Here is a 19060-nt window from a genome sequence, read left to right on the forward strand (position 1 = left end):
CTGCCTGTCACGCAGGGGGTCGCGGGTTCGAGTCCCGTCCGTTCCGCCACTTATTAAGAGCCCTGAGCATATTTGCTCAGGGCTTTTTTCTTTGTGCGTCGTCTAATTATTGCTGTTTTAGCAAAAATCCTCTGCGTTTAACGATCTTTTTCTCGATCCTCCCACCCGTCATAATGGTTTTCGTTAACCAATATTTGATAAATAAGAGGAAAATCATGACAATCCCTGCACTTGGCCTCGGCACTTTCCGCCTGAAAGATGACGTTGTTATCGCGTCCGTTAAAACCGCTCTTGAGTTGGGCTATCGCACTATCGACACCGCACAGATCTATGACAACGAAGCGGCCGTCGGTCAGGCCATTGCTGAAAGCGGTGTTGCACGTGATGAACTGTTCATCACCACCAAGATCTGGATCGAAAACCTGAGCAAAGACAAGCTGATTGCTAGTCTCAAAGAGAGCCTGCAGAAGCTGCGTACCGACTACGTTGACCTGACGCTGATCCACTGGCCATCACCAAATGATGCCGTGTCGGTAGAAGAATTCATGGCTGCGCTGCTGGAAGCAAAACAGCAGGGCCTGACGCGTCAGATTGGTATTTCCAACTTCACTATTCCGCTGATGGAACGCGCTATTGCTGCCGTTGGCGTCGAAAATATTGCGACCAACCAGATTGAACTGTCACCTTACCTGCAGAACCGTAAGGTGGTGGATTGGGCAACAGAGCATGGTATTCACATCACTTCTTACATGACGCTGGCCTACGGTAAAGCACTGAAAGATGAAGTGATTGCTGAGATTGCGAAGAAACACAATGCGACGCCAGCACAGGTTATTCTGGCCTGGGCAATGGGTGAAGGCTATGCGGTGATCCCATCTTCAACCAAGCGTGAAAACCTGGCGAGCAACCTGCTGGCGCTGGATCTGAAATTAGATGCTGACGACAAAAAAGCGATCGCTGCGCTGGATTGCAACGACCGCCTGGTAAGCCCGGAAGGTCTGGCTCCTGAGTGGGACTAACTACGCGATAAACCCATTTGGGCTACAACCCTCAAGTAGCCCCAATGGGTAACGTAACTCGTCCGGGCTGCAACCCTCTGGTAGCCCGGACGAGGCGTTTACGCCGACGCCGGGATCTCCCCATTGCCGCATTACTGATTGCTTTTCACATACTCGCTAAGAAAATCAATAAACGCCCTGATACGCGTACTCACCGCACGGTCGCTGTAGTACACCGCGCTAAACGGCATCTCTACCGGCAACCGTTTATCGGCCAGCAGCTCAACAAATTCCCCGCTAGCAATCTCTTTATCCACCATATAGTCCGACAGACAGGCAATACCGTTACCGTGCAAACACAGCTGTTTAAGCGTCTCACCGCTGTTTGACGAAATACCACCGCTAATCTCCATAAACTGGCCGTCACAGCAGTAAACAGGCCAGGTATTCAGCGAGGATGGCTCTGTAAAGCCCAGGCAAAGATGCTCTTTAAGGTCGACAACGTTCTCTGGCATCCCGTAGCGGGCAATATACTCCGGCGAGGCAATAATCTTCCGGTAACTGCTAAACAGCGGACGAGCGCGCAGACTGGAATCCGTCAGGGTTCCAGCGCGGATTGCGACATCCACCTTACGCTCAATCAAATTGATAAAGGTTTCGGAGGAGACCAGCGAAAGCGTCATTTCCGGGTAACGTTCACGGAAGGGCTTCACCAGCGGCATCAGGAAGTGCAGCATCACCGGTGTGGCGGCATCCACGCGCAATAGGCCTCGCGGCGTGTTACGAGTATCCAGTAGTTCGTTCTCGGCCGCAGCCATCTCCTGCAACACAACCTGCATGCGGCGGAAATAACGCTCTCCCTCTTCGGTCAGGCTCAGCTGACGCGTGGTGCGGTTAAGCAGGCTCACGCCGAGCTTTGATTCCAGCTTCTTCACTGCCCGGCTTACCGCCGAGTTGGCTTGCCCGAGTTGTTCAGCAGCACGGCTGAAGCTGCCGCTTTCCACCACCGCCACGAAAATGGCAATTTCTTCTGATGTCGCTCTCATTATTGCACCTGAAGCAAAATTCTATTGAGATTTTGAATATTTTTGTTATTTAAACACCCCGGCATACTACGTGTCATCTTAATACTGATGATGTGGAGTTAAATTATGCCGCTGGCGCTTCTAGCCTTAACGATCAGTGCCTTCGCAATTGGCACAACCGAATTTGTCATTGTTGGCCTGGTGCCGACGATTGCTGAACAACTTGCCATCTCTCTGCCTTCCGCAGGGATGCTGGTCTCTATTTATGCCCTGGGCGTTGCTATTGGCGCGCCGGTGCTGACGGCGTTGACGGGTAAACTGCCGCGTAAACAGCTGCTTCTGGCGCTGATGGTACTCTTTACCATCGGTAACCTGCTAGCCTGGCAGGCACCAGGGTACGCCACGCTGGTTGTTGCACGTTTGCTGACCGGTCTGGCTCACGGCGTCTTCTTCTCCATTGGGTCGACGATTGCGACCAGTCTGGTACCTAAAGAGAAGGCGGCATCGGCGATTGCCATTATGTTCGGCGGCCTGACCGTTGCGCTGGTGACCGGCGTACCGATGGGGACATTTATCGGCCAGCACTTTGGCTGGCGGGAAACCTTCCTTGCCGTTTCTCTGCTCGGTGTGATTGCCCTGATTGCCAGTGCGGTACTGATCCCGCGTAATATCCCAGGGCGTGCGCCTGCAAGCCTGGCAGACCAGGTGAAAGTACTGACTCACCCACGCTTGCTGATGATTTACGCCATTACGGCATTAGGTTATGGCGGTGTCTTTACGGCCTTTACCTTCCTGGCGCCGATGATGCAAGACTTGGCCGGCTTTACGCCGAGCGCAGTGAGCTGGATCCTGCTGGGCTACGGCGTAGCGGTAGCGATTGGGAACATCTGGGGCGGTAAACTGGCGGACAAACACGGCGCAGTACCGGCACTGAAGTTTATCTTTGCGGCGCTGGCTGCACTGCTGCTGGTGTTCCAGTTCACGGCATCCATTCAGTACGCAGCACTGGTCACCATCCTCGTGATGGGCGTCTTTGCCTTCGGTAACGTTCCGGGCTTGCAAGTTTATGTGGTGCAAAAAGCAGAGCAATACACCCCGGCTGCGGTCGATGTAGCCTCTGGTCTGAATATCGCCGCCTTTAACGTCGGGATTGCTATCGGTTCCGTGGTGGGGGGCCAGACGGTTGAGCATTATGGTCTGGCGCAAACGCCGTGGATTGGTGCACTGATTGTTGTGGGTGCATTGCTGCTGACTGGCCTGAGCGGTCGCCTGGATAGGCCCGCACGCGTCGCGTTAGGCTAAGGCTTAAGAGTAAGCGTGCGCTTACAGAAGTTCACGCAGCTTTATCACAAATAGCGTTGAAACCGTGGGCAAAAGCCCCTATAACAGAAGAACCTTCCTGGAATCAGGCGGGTTCTTTCGTTATTGAGGTTATAAAAGAAAGTGCGAAAAAATACCTACGCCATGCGCTATATTGCCGGACAGCCAGCGGAGCGAATCCTGCCTCCTCCCGGCGCTTATACCAGCATTAGCCAGGCACTCTCGGTGGGTAAGCCGTTAAGTACGGAAGAAAACATTCGCATCCTGGTGTGGAACATCTTTAAGCAGCAGCGGGCTGAATGGCTGTCGGTGCTGAATAAGTTCGGTAAAGATGCCCATCTGGTCCTATTACAGGAAGCGCAGACGACGCCTGAGCTGGTGAAGTTTGCGACCACTAACTACCTTGCCGCCGATCAGGTTCCCGCGTTTGCGTTGCCGCATCACCCCTCAGGTGTGATGACGCTGTCCGCTGCCCATCCCATATACTGCTGTCCATTGCGCGAACGTGAGCCGATACTGCGGCTGGCCAAGTCGGCGTTAGTGACCGTTTACCCACTTCCTGACGCGCGCCTGCTGATGGTCGTGAACATTCACGCGGTTAACTTTAGCCTCGGTGTGGATGTCTATAGCAAGCAGTTGATGCCTATCGGTGAACAGATTGCCCAGCACACGGGTCCGGTGATTATGGCGGGAGATTTTAACGCCTGGAGCCGTCCGCGTATGAACGCGTTATACCGGTTTGCTCGCGATATGTCGCTGCGCCCCGTTCGTTTTGATGATGACCAGCGGCGTCGCGCGTTTGGCCGCCCGTTAGACTTTGTCTTCTATCGTGGGCTAAGCGTGGCGGATGCCTCGGTTCTGGTCACTAAAGCTTCCGATCATAATCCGCTAATTGTGGAATTTAGCCCGGCAAAATAGGGCTGGGGAAATAAAAAAAAGGCACCGGGGGAAACGGTGCCTTTTTTAATGGTTGCCTGTCAGGAATCAGGACGGTCGTTGTTTTTCACAAACAACGTCAGCTGATCGCCCGGCTGCAGATTGTCAGTATCGCGGTTCCAGCGCATCACATCTTTGATGTTCACGCCGTGACGTTTGGCGATGCTCGAAAGCGAATCACCTTTACGTACGCGGTACGTAATACTGCTGTTATCGGCAAGACGTGCAGCGCTGCTGCCCGCACCTACCGTTAAGCTCTGACCGACTTTCAGACTGCTGCCACGCAGGTTATTCCACTGCTGTAGATCTTTCGCGTTCACGCCTAAACGTGAAGCGATACCTGACAGCGTGTCACCTGAGCGTACTTTATAGCTACGACTGGTCATCGGCGTGTTGTCAGCAACCAGCGTGGGCTGGAGGTCGGCAATCTCACCGGAGGCCAGGGATTCACGCAGCTGATCCGCATGCTTCTGTGGCACCATCACGTACTTCGGACCGCTTGCCCCGAGCGTTGAGCCTTTGACGCCCGCGTTAAAGGTCTTCAGCTTGCTGACTGGCATACCTGCCATATCGGCCAGCTGTGAGATCTCTACCGGGCTATCAATGCGTACGCGTGCCAGTGCACGGCTTTCATCTGCAGTAGGCAGACGAACGCCATAGCGTTTGCTGTTTTTGAGGATGTCGCTCAACGCCAGCATCTTCGGTACGTATAATTTCGTTTCCTGAGGCAACGGCAGTGACCAGAAGTCGGTGGGTTTGCCACGGGCCTTGTTCACTTTCATTGCTTTCATTACACGGCCTTCACCGCTGTTATACGCCGCCACGGTTAATAACCAGTCGCCGTCGAACATTTTGTTCAGACGCTGCATCATATCCAGTGCTGCCGTTGTGGAAGCAACAACATCACGACGTGCGTCATAACTGCGGGTCTGTTTCAGACCGTAATTTCGCCCTGTGCTCGGAATGATCTGCCAAATGCCTGCGGCATTGGCACCAGACGTTGCGTGCGGGTCAAAAGCGCTCTCCACTATGGGTAGTAATACCAGTTCCATTGGCATGTTACGTTTCTTAACTTGCCCGGCTATCCAGTACATATACGGCTCTGCCCGTAAAGTTACATCGTGGAGATAGCTCTTATTTCGTAAGTACTTCTGTTTCTGTTCGCGAACCCGGGCGTTATCCGGGATTCCCATCTTTAGCTCGTCGCCAATGTAAGCCCACAAATCCTGATTCTGCATGTCGAATGTCCCATCGTCCATCCAACGTGCCTGACTTGCGAACTTACCTGCTTCCCCTTGACTAGCCGCAGAAAGGCTCTGTGCGTGCTGTTGGACGTTACCTTGCTGTGAAGCCTGGCAACCCACGAGCAGGACAGAGGCGAGTAATATCGCTTTTGCCTTCATGTGTGTGTCAATAGTTGCTTAAAAGACGACCGATGATAACGACGAACTTTCGAAAACGCAACCCGGAAGTATCAGAAGTTATCTTTCTTTGCCCGTAACCAGGCAAAACGCTGTTCAGATTGTAGCAACTTTGTTTCTTTCTCTATTTCGTCAATTAAATCAATATCATCCGTTCTTAAAAAGAGATTAATCAGACGCTCTTTTTTCAGAGTTGTGGGGAGTGTTATTTGTTTTTTTGCACGTAACTCCTTCACTTCTCGATAGTATTCGCTAATGAATAAATCATGCGGTAAAACGCTCAGCGCGAAGGTCATATTGGAGAGCGTGTACTCATGGGCGCAACAAACTAGCGTCTCTTCGGGCAGCATGTTAATTCTCTGCAACGACTGATACATCTGGGTTGGTGTGCCTTCAAATAGACGCCCGCAGCCCCCGGAAAACAGGGTGTCGCCGCAAAAAAGCCAGGGCGCGCTATAGAAACAGACATGTCCTAAAGTGTGGCCCGGCGTGGCGAGAACGTGAAAATCCTGGTTGAGGATGTGAATACAGTCGCCGTCGGCCACTATTTTTGTTGCCCCTTTGTTGTGAGTCTCTTTGGGGCCATAAACCTCAATATTCGGATAAGACTTAACGAGACCGCCGACGCCGCCGACATGATCGTTATGGTGATGGGTTAACAGGATCGCCTCTGGATGCCAGTTATTCGCTTTGATCGCTTCAAGTACCGGTGCGGCATCGCCCGGATCGACGATCAAACAACGGCCCGTTTCATCATTAAGAACCCAGATGTAGTTGTCCTGAAAGGCCGGAATACTGTTAAGATTCATTTGTTACCTCTTAAACGCGTAGGGAAGGTTGTGATGAAACCGGCAAGGATACCTCAAACAGTCTCAGCGCCTGTCTCGTGGGCGCAAATGCCCTGGGGTGAATATTATCGCGAGGCTATCGATCGTCAACTGAAACCCTGGTTGGGTAAGCTGTACGGTTTTCACCTGCTTAAGGTGGGAAACCTCAGCGCAGAGATCAACACCGAAGCCTGCGCTATCTCTCATCAGGTCAATATTTCGCTGGAAGGCAACCCGATGCAGGTGAAGGCTGACCCTCTGCATTTGCCGTTTGCGGAGAAATCCGTGGATGCCTGCCTGCTGTCGCACACGCTGCCGTGGTGCAGCGACCCTCATCGCCTGCTGCGTGAAGCTGACCGCGTGCTCATCGATGATGGCTGGTTGATTATCACCAGCTTTAACCCGGTGAGCCTGATGGGGTTGCGTAAACTGGTACCCGTACTGCGAAAATCGACGCCCTACAATAGCCGGATGTTTACCCTGATGCGGCAACTGGATTGGCTTGCGCTACTGAATTTTGAAGTGATGCACCAAAGTCGGTTCCAGGTGCTTCCCTGGGCAAAACAGGGCGGGGCGCTGCTCAGCACGCATTTACCGGCGTTGGGGTGCCTGCAGGTGATCGTGGCACGCAAGCGGACGATTCCGCTTACGCTTAATCCTATGCGGCAGAATAAAGCCAAAAACCGCATTCAGCAGGCCGTGGGCGCGACGCGGCAGTATCGTAAACCGGACGCTTAAGCCTCCGGCTGATAACCTACATCGTCCTGCGTTGGTGAGTTGGCGGCCGTGCGCGCCAGCTCGTCGCAGCGTTCGTTTTCCGGGTGGCCAGCGTGGCCCTTCACCCACTCCCAACGAATTTCATGTTTGCCGAGGGCGGTGTCCAGGCGCTTCCAGAGATCGACGTTTTTCACCGGTTTTTTATCCGCCGTTTTCCAGCCGCGTTTTTTCCAGTTGTGGATCCACTGGGTGATCCCCTGGCGAACATACTGGCTGTCGGTGCTCAGCACCACGGTGCACGGCTCTTTCAGCGCTTCAAGTGCTACGATGGCCGCCATCATTTCCATGCGGTTATTGGTGGTCAGACGGTAGCCTTCACTGAAGGTTTTTTCCCGCTGCTGGTAGCGTAGAATGGCGCCATAACCACCTGGACCTGGGTTACCGAGGCAAGAGCCATCGGTGAAAATTTCTACCTGTTTAAGCATCTCTGGTAGACTTCCTGTATCTGCAATCAAAGTTAAACGGCAAGTCTGACATAAATGACTGATATGAGCACTGCAATTACACGACAGATCGTTCTGGATACCGAAACCACCGGTATGAACCAGATCGGTGCCCACTATGAAGGCCACAAGATCATCGAGATCGGTGCCGTCGAGGTGATAAACCGTCGTTTAACCGGCAACAACTTCCACGTTTACCTCAAACCCGATCGGCTGGTGGATCCTGAAGCCTTCGGCGTTCACGGTATCGCCGATGAGTTTTTGCTGGATAAACCAACTTTTGCCGACGTGGCCGATGAGTTTATGGACTACATCCGCGGCGCGGAACTGGTTATCCATAACGCGTCGTTTGATATCGGCTTTATGGACTATGAGTTTAGTAAGCTCAACCGCGGTATTCCAAAAACCAATACCTTCTGCAAAGTTACCGATAGCCTGGTGCTGGCGAGGAAGATGTTCCCCGGCAAGCGCAACAGCCTTGATGCGCTCTGTTCACGTTATGAAATAGACAATACCAAGCGTACGCTGCACGGCGCATTGCTCGATGCCCAGATTCTGGCAGATGTCTATCTGACCATGACCGGTGGACAGACCTCGATTAAATTTGCAATGGAAGGCGAAGCGCAGCAGCAGGCGGGAGATGCCGGTATTCAACGTATTGTACGTGCGGCAAGTAAGTTACGCGTGGTTTATGCCACTGATGAAGAGCTGGCAAATCATGAATCCCGCCTCGATCTGGTGCAGAAAAAAGGTGGAAGCTGCCTCTGGCGGTCGTAAAACGGCGACTTTTGCTGGGAAAACAAGCGTGCGGGCGATTTTTGCAGCAAACGATTCAAAAGTAGAGAAAAAGCGTTGACGGTTTGCTGGGGAATCCGTAATATTCGCCTCGTTCCCAAGGGAACACAGCGGAGCGGTAGTTCAGTCGGTTAGAATACCTGCCTGTCACGCAGGGGGTCGCGGGTTCGAGTCCCGTCCGTTCCGCCACTTTCAGGAAGCCCGAATCAGCAATGATTCGGGCTTTCGTCGTTTCTGATCCTTTAATTTTTATTCCTCGCCCAGCAATGCCTCCATGCACTCCATAAACACCTGCATGGCAGGGCTAACGGCTTTTCCTGCGTGATGTGCGCAAAGGGCGCTAATCGTCATCGGCGTTGGGCTAAACGGGAGCGCCTGAAGTTCACCGCTTGCCAGCTCACGCTCGACGGTAAAACGCGGCAAAAACGACACGCCCAGATTTCCCGCCACGCACTGCTTAATGCTCTCAATACTCCACAGCTCGATGGTATTTCCTATGGTGATCGCCCGCTGACGCAGCGTACTTTCAAAGATCTGCCGAAAAATACACTGGGGCTCGTTAATCACAAAGCTCACCGGAATATGCTGATCCTGACGGGTGAAGTCGTAGCCATGAAATTCGGGGGATGCGACCAGCACCAGCGGCTGCTCGCCGAAATGGCGCATTGTTAAAGCCTGATCGTTCCCAACCCGATAAAAGACCCCAAGGTCCACCTTATCGTCCAGCAGTGCATCGCGAATGACATAGCAGTTCAGCGATTGCAGCGACAACTTCACCTGCGGTGCTCGCTGCTTAAAGCGCTGCAGCACCTGTGGCATTTTATAGGCTAGCAGGGTTTCGCCTGTCGCCACGCGTAGCTCTCCCGTCGGCTCGGCGTCCTGTTGGGCCGCCTGGCGAATAGAGGATATAACGTTTGTTAGCTCATAAACGTGCGGCAGGATATTTTTCCCCGCAGCGGTCAGGCACATCCGCCGGCCAATTTTCTCGAATAGCTGCATCGACAGCTCTTGTTCAAGCTGCTGAATATGAAAGGTCACGGTTGACTGGGTGCAGCAGAGTTTTTGCGATGCGCGGAGAAATGAACCCTCTTCCACCACGGTTTTCAGCGTAATAAAGCGGCGTAAATCCATCGTGACCTCATGTATCGATAAATTCGAATTCTTAATTAGAAAACATTCATTTTTTTAAATAATTGGCTTCGGGTACTGTCAGGCAAAACTAAGGAGATAACAAGTGACTTCAACCCTGATAAGTGCCTTTTTTACCTATACCCTGATCACAGCACTGACCCCCGGACCTAACAATATTCTGGCGCTTAACGCCGTCACTACCCACGGTTTTCGCCAGAGTTCACGGGTGCTTGCGGGAATGGGGGCGGGCTTTTTAGCCATTATGCTGTTGTGCGCGGGGCTGACTTTTTCCCTGGTCAGCCTCGACCCGGCGATGACGCACTGGCTGAGCATTATCGGTGCCGCGTATATCGTCTGGCTCGCCTGGCGTATCGCCATCAGCGCTCCGGGTGGCAATGATGCCAGCCAGCCACCGGTCAGCTTCTGGGCCGGCTGCGGGCTACAGTTTGTGAATGTGAAAATTATTCTTTACGGCATTACGGCGCTGTCGACCTTTGTTCTGCCCTATACGCGAGAGTGGCACTGGGTGGTTGGTGTCAGCATTCTGCTGGCGCTTATTGGCGTATTGGGCAACGTTTGCTGGGCGCTAGCAGGGCATCTTTTTCAGCGAGTATTTCAACGCTATGGCCGCCAGCTAAATTGGGTACTGGCGGCATTGCTGATTTACTGCGCGGTGCGGATGTTTGTCTGACAAGCGGGCCTACTCGTAAGACATCTCAAACTCCACCGCCGAATTCGCGGATCCCGATCCGACGCCAACACCGTCATATAACCCGCATCGCCCGGAAATCGGTGCTTACCTGGGTAACCAGGCCGCCGCTATCAATATGTTTGCTCACACCATGCATGAACGTTTGGGTGAGCCTGAGTTTTCCCAGCCTAACAAGTCTGAGTCGGGCGCTGGCGGCATGTGGATAAGAGCATCCAATTATTCCACCGACAGCACAGCGGCAGGTCAGTCGCTGAACGTGAATACCAACACTGCGATGTTCCAACTGGGTGGTGATATCGCTCGCTGGGATAACAACGATCAGCGCTTCCTGCTGGGCGTGATGGCGGGCTACGGTCACAGCGATATCGACAGCACCAACCCGAATGCCTATAAGGCCGGTGCCAGCAAAGCCACGGGGGATGTTGATGGTTACAGCGTTGGCTAATATGCCACCTGGTTCGGTAGCGCGTCCAGGGCTACCGGGGGCTATGTTGATACCTACGTTCAGCACGGCTGGTTGAGAACACAGTAAAAGGCCAGAGTCTGCCTTCTGAAAGCTACAATAGCCGACTGTGGCAGTGGTCTGTTGAATCTGGCTATGCCTTTGAACTGGGCAACACCGGCAACTATCAGTGGCTGCTTGAACCTCAGGCGCAACTGATTTACGACTGGTATAGCGCCGATAACCATACCGAACAGAACGGGACGCGTATTCATAGCGCAGATGCCAATGGTCTCACGACCCGACTGGGGGCCCGTCTCTATGGCCGCATAACAAAAGACGAAGGCATTCAGCCATTTGTTGGCGTCAGCTGGTGGCACGGCGAATCAAATAACTCGCTGAAAATGGATGACGATCGTTTCTCGCAGGATATCCCGGATAATCGCTATGAGGTGGAAGCGGGGGTTCAGGCACGCATCAGCAATAACTGGCAGGGCTGGGCGAAGTTGAGCGCTGAAACGGGAGATAACGGCTACCGCAGAAGTGAAGGGGTTATTGGCGTTAAATATGTCTGGTAAATAGCCTGTAGCACAATAAAGCACAACGCCGTCCCGAACCTGGGGCGGCGTTTTATGTGGTGTTCGTCACCCCAGCGCAAAGGGATCGGCATCCTGCCAGGCCGGGAATTTCTCGCGATACTCCTGCAGCGCTACCAGTGAAAGCTCACCGTCGATACGCGTAGCCTGATGCGGTTCGGCAGTGGCCAGAATCTCACCCTGCGGGGTAATAATCCGGCTGTCGCCACGATAGTGATGGCCGTTGCCATCGGTGCCGACGCGGTTGCATCCCACCACATAGGCCTGATTCTCAATCGCCCGCGCCGTCAACAGCGCCTGCCAGTGCAAAGAGCGCGGCGCAGGCCAGTTGGCGACATAGAGCACCAGATCGTAGTCGCTACGGTTACGCGACCACACCGGGAAACGCAGGTCGTAGCACACCAACGGCAGAATACGCCAGCCACGCCACGTCAACACCACGCGCTTATCGCCCGCAATATAATGCTGATGTTCATTCGCCATGCGGAAAAGATGACGTTTATCGTAGCGATGTACGCGGCCATCAGGCTCGACGAGCAGAAAACGGTTCACTGCGCCAAGGCCCGTTTGCAGCGCCGCGCTGCCAGCAACCAGCGCATTGGTGCGTTCCGCCTGCTCCTGCATCCAGGCTACGACCTCGTCTTCCGACAACGATTGTTCTGCGGCTTCCATCGCAAAGCCGGTGGTAAACATTTCCGGCAGGACTATCACATCACGCCCGGTAATCCCTTCCATCTGCCGGGTAAAGTGGCGCAGATTTGCAGGGCCGTCCATCCACACGAGGGGTTGTTGTAAAAGGGTAATCTTCAAGCCAGACATGGTGATACTCCTCTGTTGCAGGACGTAAATCTAACGGTAACACCTTATCAGGCCGCAGCTTTGCTGAGGACCATTTGCATAAAAAAAAGCGGAGCCAGGCTCCGCTTTGAGGATAACGAATCGAAAACGTTACGCGGCTTCAACCTTGCGCACGTTGTCCGGCAGCTTTACCGGCTTAGTCGCCAGCTCGTCCGGAGCAAAGTCATCAACGTTGATGCTACGCAGTCGGCTAACTTCTGCTTTAGTCAGAATGGCCGCTTCTTCCTGGTCAATCAGGCCTTTAGCCAGCGCGTTACGTGCCAGTTCATCCAGGCGAGTAAACGGCAGGTTTTTGCCAATTTCTTTGCAGATACGCTGGTGGATAGGGTCGGCTGCCATGACATCAACCAGCGCTTCTTCCAGCAGGCCAACCGGGTTGTGCTCGCTCGGGGTCAGATACTGACCGCGGCCAATACGGGAACGGGTGGCGCTCGGGGTCTGCAGAATTTTCGCGACGCTATGGTCCAGCTTATCGGACGGCGCGTTGTAATGACGGCCGGTCGGGAAGATAACCACGCGCATTGCCCCTGCGACAAAGCGGTTCGGGAAGTTCTTCAGCAGGTCGTCAATCGCCTGTTCTGCCTGATGCAGCGCATCCTGAACGCCCCAGTGCACCAGCGGTAAATCTGCTTCGTTACGCCCTTCATCGTCATAGCGTTTCAGGACGGAAGAGGCGAGGTACAGCTGGCTCAGCACATCACCCAGACGGGCGGAGATGCGCTCACGACGTTTCAGGCTACCGCCCAGTACCGCCATCGACACATCCGAGAGCAGAGCCAGGTTGGCGCTCAAACGGTTCAGATGCTGATAGTAGCGTTTGGTGGCATCGCGGGTTGGGGTCGGGCTGGTTAAGCCGCGGGTGATACCCAACCAGAAGCTGCGCACTTTATTGCTACCGACGTGGCCGATGTGTTTAAACAACAGCTTATCGAACGCGTTGGCATCTTTGTTCTGCGCCGCCGCCATCTCTTCCAGTACGTACGGATGGCAACGAATCGCGCCCTGACCGAAGATCATCATGCTACGGGTCAGAATGTTCGCGCCTTCAACGGTGATAGCGATTGGCGCCCCCTGGTAAGCACGCGCCAGGAAGTTACCTTCGCCAAGCATAATGCCTTTCCCGCCGGCGATATCCATGGCGTCAACGATGGACTGCTGGCCGCGGTGGGTACAGTGGTACTTCACGATAGCCGACAGTACCGCCGGTTTTTCACCGAGCATAATGCCGTAGGTAATTAATGTTGCCGCTGCGTCCATCACGTAGGCATTGCCTGCGATGCGTGCCAATGGCTCTTCAATCCCTTCCATTTTACCAATCGACACTTTGAACTGGCGGCGAATATGCGCATAGGCACCGGTCGCCAGCGCCACGGATTTCACGCCGCCGGTCGAGTTAGACGGCAGGGTAATACCGCGGCCAACGGACAGACATTCAACCAGCATACGCCAGCCTTGACCGGCCATTTTCGGCCCGCCAATGATGTAGTCGATTGGCACGAAGATATCCTGGCCGCGCGTCGGACCGTTCTGGAACGGAACGTTCAGCGGGAAGTGACGACGACCAATTTCAACGCCCGGGGTGTTGGTTGGGATCAGGGCACAGGTGATACCCAAATCTTCCGCGCCGCCCAGCAGTTTGTCCGGGTCAGACAGCTTGAAGGCCAGGCCCAGTACGGTCGCAATCGGTGCGAGAGTGATGTAACGCTTGTTCCAGGTTAAACGCATACCCAGAACCTGCTCGCCCTGCCATTCACCCATGCAGACGACGCCGGTATCCGGAATCGCACCGGCATCGGAGCCCGCTTCCGGGCTGGTCAGCGCGAAGCAGGGGATCTCCTGACCACGCGCCAGGCGCGGCAGGTAATGATCTTTTTGTTCTTCAGTGCCGTAGTGCTGGAGCAGTTCGCCCGGCCCTAAGGAGTTCGGTACGCCGACGGTAATCGCCAGAATGCCGGAAACACCAGAGAGCTTTTGCAGTACGCGAGCCTGGGCATAAGCGGAGAACTCCAGACCGCCATACTCTTTCTTAATGATCATCGCGAAGAAACGGTGTTCTTTCAGGTAGGCCCACAGCTCTGGCGGCAGGTCAGCCATCTCGTGGGTGATAGCAAAGTCGTTAGCCATGCGGCACGCTTCTTCAACCGGGCCATCAATAAACGCCTGCTCTTCGGCGGTCAGCTGTGGACGCGGGTAGTTGTGCAGCTTTTTCCAGTCTGGGTTGCCGCGGAACAGATCGCCTTCCCACCAGGTGGTACCGGCATCAATCGCTTCTTTCTCAGTACGCGACATCGGCGGCATCACTTTGCTGAACATGCGGAACACTGGCGTTGAGATCAGCGCTTTACGCATCGGCGTAAAGTTGAACGGCACCAGAATAATGGCCAGCGGCACCAGCAGCCACAGGTTCCACAGGCCAATTGCGCCGAGAGCGGCGGTCCAGGCCAGCAGAATCACGCTGCCGAGCGTCAAACTAATACGGTGATAGAAGAGTGCACCGAGTACGGCAATGGTTAAAACAATACTCAAAATCATCATAGAGAAATGCCCCTGTCTTGTAGGAGGTCTGACCACTTGTGATGATATGGTTGTAGTTGATGTGTTTTTATTTAGCAATGTGTTTACAAAATAATTACAACCTCGCTCACATTGTTGCTGCTTTTTAGCGCACTAAAAATCCAAACATCCGGTGAATAGATCTGTGCTTGCTTCTCTGTACTGGCGCTATCCGGTACACTAGCGATGACAATTTTATTAATGCTGAAGGATTATCCTCATGTACCAGGATCTTATTCGTAACGAACTGAATGAAGCCGCCGATACGCTGGCAAACTTCCTTAAGGATGAAGCCAACATTCACGCCATTCAGCGCGCGGCAGTCCTGCTGGCGGACAGCTTCAAAGCCGGTGGCAAAGTGCTCTCCTGCGGTAACGGTGGTTCTCATTGCGATGCGATGCACTTCGCGGAAGAGCTGACCGGCCGCTACCGCGAAAACCGTCCGGGTTACCCGGCGATTGCGATTTCTGACGTCAGCCACCTTTCCTGTGTGAGTAATGATTTCGGCTATGAATATGTGTTCTCTCGCTACGTTGAATCCGTCGGTCGTACGGGCGATGTGCTGCTGGGGATCTCCACTTCCGGTAACTCTGCAAACGTGATCAAAGCTATCGAAGCGGCGCGTGCGCAGGGAATGAAAGTGATCACGCTGACCGGCAAAGACGGCGGTAAAATGGCCGGCTCTGCGGACATCGAAATTCGCGTACCACACTTTGGTTACGCCGACCGTGTTCAGGAAATTCACATCAAAGTGATTCACATCCTGATCATGCTGATCGAAAAAGAGATGGTTAAAGCTTAAGATCCTCGGGGCTTCGGCCCCGTTAGCTGTGGGGGTGTGATATGTGCGAATTGCTCGGGATGAGCGCCAATGTGCCAACCGATATTTGCTTCAGTTTTACCGGGCTCGTCCAGCGCGGTGGGGGCACCGGGCCGCATAAAGACGGCTGGGGAATTACCTTCTACGAAGGCAAAGGCTGTCGCACGTTCAAAGATCCGCAGCCCAGCTACCAATCTCCCATCGCCAAGCTGGTGCAGGACTATCCTATCAAGTCCTGCTCCGTCATCGCGCATATTCGCCAGGCGAATCGTGGAATGGTGGCGCTGGAAAATACCCACCCGTTTACCCGCGAACTCTGGGGACGCAACTGGACCTACGCCCATAACGGGCAGCTTACCGGCTATAAATCGCTGGAAACGGGGCAGTTCCGCCCGGTCGGTGAAACCGACAGCGAGAAAGCCTTCTGCTGGCTGCTGCACAAGCTCACCGAGCGCTATCCGCGCACGCCGGGCAACATGCAGGCGGTCTTTAAATACATTGCTTCGCTGGCGGATGAACTGCGCGAAAAAGGTGTGTTTAACATGCTGCTGTCGGACGGTCGCTACGTGATGGCGTTCTGCTCAACCAACCTGTACTGGATTACCCGCCGTGCGCCGTTTGGCGTGGCGAAGCTTCTGGATAGGGATGTGGAAATTGATTTTCAGCAGGAGACCACCGCCAACGATGTGGTTACCGTGATAGCAACCCAACCGCTGACGGGGAATGAAACCTGGCACAAGGTGATGCCAGGCGAATGGCGCTTATTTTGTCTCGGGGAGCGTATAGTTTGATGCCAGCTGCGGCTGGACCACTTCGTGGCTCAGCGGCTTGCTTACCACATAACGCCCATCAACCACGGATACCATCGGCGGCTTATGCGTCTGCTGGAAGTAGTCGTAGCCCGGCTTCAGTTGCTGCCAGAAATCGTTGAAGTACGAGTATTTGTGGCGCTGCATGTTGGCATCTGTCATGCGGAACGGATAGATGCTGACTTCAACGCTCGACTGACCGAAGACTAACGCTGCAGTCACGAACTGGAAGATCTCATCGATACCGGAATCGGTCATGGCGTAGCAGCCAATCGAGACGCAGGCACCGTGAATCATCAGGTATTTCCCTTCATAACCGTGAGCGCGGTCATAGGCGTTCGGGAAGCCAATATTAATCGCTTTATAGAAGCGGCTATCTGGCTTCAACTGGCTACGTTGCACCGAGTAAAAGCCTTCCGGGCTTTTGAAATCGCCCTGACGCTGCTTCGGCCCCAGGCCGCCTGAGTAGTTGCAGATCTTATAGCTATCGAGGAGTTGGTAGGTTTCACCCATCTTGACGAAGAGGTCGAGCGTGCGCTCCTCTTTGAAAATCTGGATATAGACCGGTGAGCCCATCATTTGCTGCTTATATTCTTTGCTGACAGGCGTCGTTGGCGTATTGCTGCTTAATAACCCAGCAAACGAAACGCACGGCATCAAAAGCATCGCAATAACAAATGCGATTTTGCGCATACTACTTGTTCCTTGATAAAAGATAACAACATGCCAGGAAGGCAACAGAGAGAAAAAAGCAGACAAATCTGTTTTTTGTGCGCTCACCTTAGCACCACCGCATTTTTTCGCAAGAGGTGCGGTAGGCGTTTACCATTTCGTAATGCAAACCCGCCTGAACCCGGTGCGTTGTGCTGTTTCTCTGCCTGACAACATCAGCTACAGAGAGTGTAGGATAAGCCGATGATTCACTAGCTATCTTTGTCTGAATCGCGTTCACTTTGCGTATCGGCTCGCAATTTAGCGGCCTCAAAAGCGGAACTGCTGCATCAGTGAAAGAGAAAATGGTAAACTTTCGTAACTGAATCATTTGAGATGGAATTGAGTGACTGAGTTTTCATCTGAGTGATGAATGTATTTGACTCTCAGAACAGCGTAAGAAAGGATGCTTCAATCTCTCATATGCCCAATCACGGATGGTCATTGGGTTTCAGGTTTTACTCCTTTCTTTTGTTTCGTTAACCAAAACGCTGGCTTCAGCTTCGATCTGACGCCGTCGTTAACGGATACCTGCGAACAGTATGATTAAAATAACCAAAGGTCTCGATCTGCCTATAGCTGGCCTGCCCGACGGGCAACGCATTGATGATGTGACGGTCACGCGTGTCGCGGTGAAAGGTGAAGAATATATCGGGCTGCGCCCATCGATGGCGGTCAAAGAAGGTGACCGGGTCGCCAAAGGGCAGCTGCTTTTCGAAGATAAAAAGATCCCCGGCGTGCGTTTTACCGCCCCGGCCAGCGGCATCGTCAGCGCCATCCATCGCGGTGAGCGTCGGGTGCTGCAATCGGTGGTGATCGATATCGATGGCGATGATGCCGTGGTCTTTAACGCTTACGCGCCCGATGAGCTAGCAACGCTACCGCGTGAAACGGTGGCCGCGCAGTTGATTGAATCTGGATTATGGACCGCGATGCGCACGCGTCCGTTCAGCAAAACACCGATGCCGGGTACTGAGCCCGTCGCTATTTTCGTCACCGCCATCGACACCAACCCACTGGCGGCCGACCCGCAGCCGATTATTCTCGCCCAGCGCGATGCCTTTAACGCTGGCTTGACCGTGCTGACGCGGTTGACCGATGGCAGAGTGCATGTCTGTCAGGGCAGCGGTGGAAAACTGGGGGGGCATCCACAAGGACAGGTGACCTTCAATCAATTCACCGGCCCGCATCCTGCTGGGCTAGTGGGTACTCACATTCACTTCCTGGAGCCGGTGAGCCTGAATAAGCAGGTGTGGCACCTGAACTATCAGGATGTTATCGCTTACGGCAAGCTGTTCCTCGACGGTGTGCTCTGGACCGAACGCATTATTGCGCTCGGCGGCCCACAGGTAAAACAGCCGCGTCTGCTGCGTACCTGCCTCGGCGCGGATCTTGACGCCATGCTGGCGGGCGAACTCCACGACGGTGAAAACCGTGTTCTCTCTGGCTCTGTCCTGAACGGCACGCAGGCCGTCGGGCCGCACGCCTTCCTGGGGCGTTTCCATCTGCAGGTCAGCGTGCTGAAAGAAGGGCGCGATAAAGAACTGCTGGGCTGGGTTGCGCCGGGGCGGGATAAATTCTCCATTACCCGCACCACGCTTGGCCACTTCCTCAAGAAAAAGCGGTTCAACCTCTCCACCGATACCCACGGTGGCGAACGCGCAATGGTCCCAATCGGCAGCTACGAGCGAGTCATGCCGCTGGACATCCTGCCAACCGTCCTGCTGCGTGACCTGCTGGCAGGAGATACCGACAGCGCGCAGGCGCTCGGCTGCCTGGAGCTTGATGAAGAAGACCTGGCGCTGTGCACTTACGTTTGCCCAGGAAAATACGAATACGGGCCGGTCTTACGCCGCGTATTAACGCAAATTGAGCAGGAAGGCTAA

Annotated in this window: 18 protein-coding genes, 1 tRNA gene and 1 pseudogene; 12 read left to right on the forward strand and 8 right to left on the reverse strand. The window is 54.0% G+C overall.

Translation table 11 applies throughout. The annotated features are described in order from the left end of the window. Nucleotides 1-215: 215 nt before the first annotated feature. On the forward strand, nt 216-1019 hold the full coding sequence (gene dkgB, locus V6944_RS22310) for a 2,5-didehydrogluconate reductase DkgB (protein ID WP_333500566.1): 804 nt from the start codon (nt 216-218) through the stop codon (nt 1017-1019). A 131-nt stretch (nt 1020-1150) separates the two neighbouring features. On the opposite strand, the gene yafC is transcribed toward dkgB, so the two are convergent. After that, entirely contained in the window at nt 1151-2044 is an 894-nt protein-coding gene (gene yafC, locus V6944_RS22315) for a DNA-binding transcriptional regulator YafC (RefSeq protein ID WP_333500567.1), read from the reverse strand. A gap of 105 nt (nt 2045-2149) precedes the next feature. On the opposite strand from yafC, the gene V6944_RS22320 reads away from it, so the two are divergent. Both V6944_RS22320 and V6944_RS22325 read left to right on the forward strand, forming a co-directional pair. Continuing rightward, complete coding sequence (locus V6944_RS22320) at nt 2150-3325, forward strand: MFS transporter (RefSeq protein WP_333500568.1); 1176 nt, start codon at nt 2150-2152, stop codon at nt 3323-3325. A 141-nt stretch (nt 3326-3466) separates the two neighbouring features. Further along, nucleotides 3467-4261, forward strand: coding sequence for an endonuclease/exonuclease/phosphatase family protein (locus tag V6944_RS22325; protein WP_333500569.1), 795 nt, complete (start codon nt 3467-3469; stop codon nt 4259-4261). Nucleotides 4262-4320: 59 nt separating this feature from the next. On the opposite strand, the gene mltD is transcribed toward V6944_RS22325, so the two are convergent. Further along, complete coding sequence (gene mltD / locus V6944_RS22330; protein WP_333500570.1) at nt 4321-5682, reverse strand: murein transglycosylase D; 1362 nt, start codon at nt 5680-5682, stop codon at nt 4321-4323. Between the two features lie 71 nt (nt 5683-5753). Further along, complete coding sequence (gloB, locus tag V6944_RS22335) at nt 5754-6509, reverse strand: hydroxyacylglutathione hydrolase (RefSeq protein WP_333500571.1); 756 nt, start codon at nt 6507-6509, stop codon at nt 5754-5756. A 33-nt stretch (nt 6510-6542) separates the two neighbouring features. On the opposite strand from gloB, the gene V6944_RS22340 reads away from it, so the two are divergent. Continuing rightward, nucleotides 6543-7265 (forward strand): class I SAM-dependent methyltransferase, encoded by a 723-nt coding sequence (locus tag V6944_RS22340; protein WP_333500572.1) that lies wholly within the window; start codon nt 6543-6545, stop codon nt 7263-7265. Here the strand turns inward: V6944_RS22340 and rnhA are convergent. Further along, nucleotides 7262-7839: pseudogene (gene rnhA / locus V6944_RS22345) on the reverse strand (ribonuclease HI). The gene V6944_RS22340 and the pseudogene rnhA overlap by 4 nt on opposite strands. On the opposite strand from rnhA, the gene dnaQ reads away from it, so the two are divergent. Both dnaQ and V6944_RS22355 read left to right on the forward strand, forming a co-directional pair. After that, nucleotides 7793-8524, forward strand: coding sequence for a DNA polymerase III subunit epsilon (dnaQ, locus tag V6944_RS22350; protein WP_333500573.1), 732 nt, complete (start codon nt 7793-7795; stop codon nt 8522-8524). The pseudogene rnhA and the gene dnaQ sit on opposite strands and share 47 nt — an antisense overlap. A gap of 130 nt (nt 8525-8654) precedes the next feature. Continuing rightward, nucleotides 8655-8731 (forward strand) — tRNA-Asp (locus V6944_RS22355). Nucleotides 8732-8791: 60 nt separating this feature from the next. On the opposite strand, the gene V6944_RS22360 is transcribed toward V6944_RS22355, so the two are convergent. Next, nucleotides 8792-9673 (reverse strand): LysR family transcriptional regulator, encoded by an 882-nt coding sequence (locus V6944_RS22360; RefSeq protein WP_333500574.1) that lies wholly within the window; start codon nt 9671-9673, stop codon nt 8792-8794. Between the two features lie 103 nt (nt 9674-9776). Here V6944_RS22360 and eamB point away from each other — a divergent pair, with 103 nt between their 5' ends. The 3 genes from eamB to V6944_RS22375 all read left to right on the forward strand — a co-directional run bounded on the left by eamB (nt 9777) and on the right by V6944_RS22375 (nt 11405). Further along, nucleotides 9777-10364 carry a cysteine/O-acetylserine transporter gene (eamB, locus tag V6944_RS22365; RefSeq protein WP_333500575.1) on the forward strand — a complete coding sequence of 196 codons (588 nt, stop codon included), beginning with the start codon at nt 9777-9779 and terminating at the stop codon, nt 10362-10364. Between the two features lie 22 nt (nt 10365-10386). Then, the gene (locus V6944_RS22370; RefSeq protein ID WP_333500590.1) at nt 10387-10830 is read left to right on the forward strand and encodes an autotransporter outer membrane beta-barrel domain-containing protein; all 444 of its coding nucleotides are present in this window, start codon (nt 10387-10389) and stop codon (nt 10828-10830) included. Nucleotides 10831-10898: 68 nt separating this feature from the next. Beyond that, entirely contained in the window at nt 10899-11405 is a 507-nt protein-coding gene (locus V6944_RS22375; protein WP_333500591.1) for an autotransporter outer membrane beta-barrel domain-containing protein, read from the forward strand. A gap of 66 nt (nt 11406-11471) precedes the next feature. Here the strand turns inward: V6944_RS22375 and V6944_RS22380 are convergent, their stop codons facing one another. Then, entirely contained in the window at nt 11472-12242 is a 771-nt protein-coding gene (locus V6944_RS22380; protein WP_333500576.1) for an amidohydrolase, read from the reverse strand. A 129-nt stretch (nt 12243-12371) separates the two neighbouring features. Continuing rightward, nucleotides 12372-14816 (reverse strand): acyl-CoA dehydrogenase FadE, encoded by a 2445-nt coding sequence (gene fadE, locus V6944_RS22385; protein ID WP_185669676.1) that lies wholly within the window; start codon nt 14814-14816, stop codon nt 12372-12374. A 238-nt stretch (nt 14817-15054) separates the two neighbouring features. Between fadE and lpcA the strand changes: the two genes are divergently transcribed. Both lpcA and V6944_RS22395 read left to right on the forward strand, forming a co-directional pair. Beyond that, nucleotides 15055-15636: a D-sedoheptulose 7-phosphate isomerase gene (gene lpcA / locus V6944_RS22390; RefSeq protein WP_333500577.1), complete on the forward strand. Its 582-nt coding sequence runs from the start codon at nt 15055-15057 to the stop codon at nt 15634-15636. A 41-nt stretch (nt 15637-15677) separates the two neighbouring features. After that, a complete protein-coding gene (locus V6944_RS22395) occupies nt 15678-16445 on the forward strand; it encodes a class II glutamine amidotransferase (RefSeq protein WP_185669675.1) in 768 nt (255 codons plus the stop codon). Here the strand turns inward: V6944_RS22395 and dpaA are convergent. After that, the gene (gene dpaA / locus V6944_RS22400) at nt 16416-17156 is read right to left on the reverse strand and encodes a peptidoglycan meso-diaminopimelic acid protein amidase (protein WP_333495306.1); all 741 of its coding nucleotides are present in this window, start codon (nt 17154-17156) and stop codon (nt 16416-16418) included. The genes V6944_RS22395 and dpaA overlap by 30 nt on opposite strands. Nucleotides 17157-17716: 560 nt before the next feature. Between dpaA and V6944_RS22405 the strand changes: the two genes are divergently transcribed. After that, nucleotides 17717-19060, forward strand: coding sequence for a Na(+)-translocating NADH-quinone reductase subunit A (locus V6944_RS22405; RefSeq protein ID WP_333500578.1), 1344 nt, complete (start codon nt 17717-17719; stop codon nt 19058-19060).

Origin of the sequence: Kluyvera sp. CHPC 1.2972 (assembly GCF_036759925.1) — a bacterium.
Classification (GTDB): domain Bacteria; phylum Pseudomonadota; class Gammaproteobacteria; order Enterobacterales; family Enterobacteriaceae; genus Kluyvera.